This window comes from Thermohalobaculum sp. (assembly GCF_058622915.1).
The window spans coordinates 1-3,298 of the sequence record NZ_JBZSYN010000215.1 but is presented as its reverse complement, the minus strand read 5'-3'; the positions used below and the strand labels follow the sequence as shown (position 1 = coordinate 3,298).

Here is a 3,298-nt window from a genome sequence, read left to right as displayed (position 1 = left end):
GATCGAGCTGTCCTCGGGCACCCAGACCGAGATCAACCTACCCTACATCACCGCTGACTCTTCGGGCCCCAAGCACCTGACCATGAAGCTCAGCCGGGCCAAGTACGAGAGCCTGGTCGACGATCTGGTCGAGCGCACCGTGCAGCCGTGCAAGAACGCGCTCAAGGACGCCGGCATCGGCGCGGGCGACGTCGACGAGGTCATCCTGGTTGGCGGCATGACCCGCATGCCGAAGGTGATCGAGACGGTGAAGAAGTTCTTCGGCAAGGAGCCGCACAAGGGCGTCAACCCCGACGAGGTGGTCGCCATGGGCGCCGCCATCCAGGCCGGCGTGCTGCAGGGCGACGTCAAGGACGTGGTGCTGCTCGACGTCACGCCGCTGAGCCTGGGCATCGAGACGCTGGGCGGCGTCTTCACCCGGCTGATCGAGCGCAACACCACGATCCCGACGAAGAAGAGCCAGATCTTCTCGACCGCCGAGGACAACCAGACCGCGGTGACCATCCGCGTCTATCAGGGCGAGCGCGAGATGGCGGCCGACAACAAGATGCTCGGCCAGTTCAACCTCGAAGGCATCCCGCCGGCCCCGCGCGGCGTGCCGCAGATCGAGGTGACCTTCGACATCGACGCCAACGGCATCGTCAACGTCTCGGCCAAGGACAAGGCCACCGGCAAGGAGCAGAAGATCACCATCGAGGCCTCGGGCGGGCTCAGCGAGTCCGACATCGAGCGCATGGTGAAGGAGGCCGAGGAGCACGCCGCCGAGGACAAGAAGCGCCGCGGCCTGGTCGAGGCGCGCAACCAGGGTGAGGCCCTGATCCACGCCACCGAGAAGTCGCTCGCCGAACACGGCGACAAGGTCGACGAGCCCACCCGCGAGGGCATCAACGCAGCCGTCGCCGAGCTCAAGACCGCGATGGAGGGCGAGGACGCCGAGGCCATCCAGTCCAAGGCCCAGGCGCTGACCGAGGCCTCGATGAAGCTGGGCGAGGCCATCTACAAGGCCCAGCAGGAGGAGCAGGCCGCGAGCCAGGAAGGCGGCGAGGCCGCCTCGGGCGACGGCGAGGCGAAGGACGAGAGCGACGTCGTCGACGCCGAGTTCGAGGAAGTCGACGACGACAAGAAGGCCTCGGGCGGACAGGCCTGAGGCGGAGCCGGAGGGCATGCCGCGGCAGGCTGGGCCGGCAGGGTCAGGGGGCGCCCCGAGAGGCGCCCCCGCGCATGACCGGGCCAGGCCCGACCCGCTGGCCATTTGCTCCGCGAGGCGCTATTTCGGCACGGGGCGGCTGAGCGCCGGCCGCGGCAGGGCGTGCGAGAGGCAGATCGGGACAGGTTCGGTTCATGGCGAAGCGTGACTATTACGAGGTGCTCGGGGTCTCTCGGGGCGCCTCCGCCGAGGAGCTGAAGAAGGCCTATCGTGCCAAGGCGCGCGAGCTGCACCCGGACCGCAACCCGGGCGATGCCTCCTCCGAGACCCGGTTCAAGGAGGTCAACGAGGCCTACGACATCCTCAAGGATCCCGAGCGGCGCGCCGCCTATGACAGCTTCGGCCACGCCGCCTTCGACGGCGGCATGGGGCCGGGCGGCCCCGGCGCGCGCGGCGCCCATGCGCAGGACTTCTCGAGCGCCTTCTCGGACGTCTTCGAGGACCTGTTCGGCGACTTCATGGGCCGCGGCCGGCGCACCCAGAGCGGCCCGATGCGCGGCCCGGACCTGCGCTACAACCTGCGCATCGCTCTCGAGGACGCCTATCACGGCAAGCAAGTCACCATCTCGGTGCCCAGCTCGGTGAAATGCGACGCGTGCAACGGCACCGGCGCCGAGGGCGGCTCGCGGCCGCAGACCTGCCCGACCTGCTCGGGCCACGGCAAGGTCCGCGCCCAGCAGGGCTTCTTCACCATCGAGCGCACCTGCCCGACCTGCTCGGGCCGGGGCCAGATCATCAAGACGCCCTGCAAGGTCTGCGCCGGGCAGGGGGCGGTGCGCCGCGAGCGGGCGCTCAACGTCACCATCCCGCCGGGCGTCGAGACCGGCACCCGCATCCGGCTCGCCGGCGAGGGTGAGGCCGGGCTGCGCGGCGGCCCGCCGGGCGACCTCTACATCTTCATCGACGTGGCCCCGCACGAGATCTTCAACCGCGAGGGCTTCGATCTGTTCTGCCGCATCCCCGTGCCGATGACCAAGGCGGCACTGGGCGGCGAGATCGAGGCGCCGCTCTTGGACGGCGGGCGCACCCGCGTCAAGGTGCCGGCCGGCGTGCAGACCGGCAAGCAGCTGCGCCTGCGGGCCAAGGGCATGCCGGTGCTGCAACGGACCGGCCAGCAGGGCGACCTCTATATCGAGCTGATGGTCGAGACCCCGGTCAATCTGACCGCGCGGCAGAAGGAGCTGTTGCAGGAGTTCGAGGGCGAGAAGGCCGACAACAGCCCGGAGAGCCAGAACTTCTTCTCCAAGGTCAAGAGCTTCTGGGACAGCATGACGAGCTGAGGGCCGAGGCGCGCGCCGCGGAAAACGCTCACGGTACTTTTGCAGCTATTCCAATAACTTGACCATGTGTCCACGCGTGGACACGCGCCTTACGGCCGCGCGCGGGCTGCGCGCCGTGCTGGCCGGCCTTTCCCCGTCGCGGGCGGGCTGCTAATCAGTCCGGCAGGAGGAGACGCCCATGACCGAGCCGCACCCCCTTGCCGTCGCCGTCGCCGGAGTCGCCGGCCGCATGGGCCGGATGTTGGTCCGGGCGCTGGACGAGCGCGAGGACGCGGTGCTCGCCGGCGCCACCGAGCGCCCCGGCCATAGCTGGGTCGGCCGCGACCTCGGCGAGGCCATGGGCGGCGCGGCCAATGGCATCACGGTCTCCGACGACCCGCTCGCGGTCTTCTCCTCGGTGCGCGCGGTGCTCGACTTCACCAGCCCCGAAGCGACCGTGGCGCATGCCGAGATCGCCGCCCAGGCGCGGCTGGTGCACGTGATCGGCACCACCGGGCTGGGCGAGGCCGATCTGGCGCGCATCGCCGCCGCGGCGCGGCACGCCACCGTGGTCCGGGCGGGGAACATGTCGCTCGGGGTCAACCTGCTCGCCGTGCTGACGCGCAAGGTGGCCGAGGCGCTGGACGCTGACTTCGACATCGAGATCGTGGAGATGCACCACCGCATGAAGGTGGACGCACCATCGGGCACGGCCCTGATGCTGGGCGAGGCCGCCGCCGAGGGCCGCGGCGTGACCCTGGCCGAGGCCGCCGACCGCGCCCGCGACGGCCACACCGGTCCGCGGCGACGCGGCGACATCGGCCTCGCCGCG

The 3,298-nt window shown here is 70.5% G+C and carries 3 protein-coding genes; all 3 read left to right on the top strand.

Going from position 1 to position 3,298, the window contains the following annotated elements:
- A partial coding sequence (locus AC32QD_RS16605; RefSeq protein WP_492011625.1) for an Hsp70 family protein occupies positions 1–1,147 on the top strand: 1,147 nt, incomplete at its 5' end.
- Positions 1,148–1,341: 194 nt separating this feature from the next.
- Complete coding sequence (gene dnaJ, locus AC32QD_RS16600) at positions 1,342–2,487, top strand: molecular chaperone DnaJ (protein WP_492011624.1); 1,146 nt, start codon at positions 1,342–1,344, stop codon at positions 2,485–2,487.
- Positions 2,488–2,665: 178 nt separating this feature from the next.
- The coding region (dapB, locus tag AC32QD_RS16595; protein WP_492011623.1) for a 4-hydroxy-tetrahydrodipicolinate reductase at positions 2,666–3,298 on the top strand (633 nt) is incomplete at its 3' end.

Excerpts from the sequence above, each read along its gene's own strand:
- dnaJ (WP_492011624.1), top strand. The coding sequence starts at position 1,342 with ATGGCGAAGCGTGACTATTACGAGGTGCTCGGGGTCTCTCGGGGCGCC.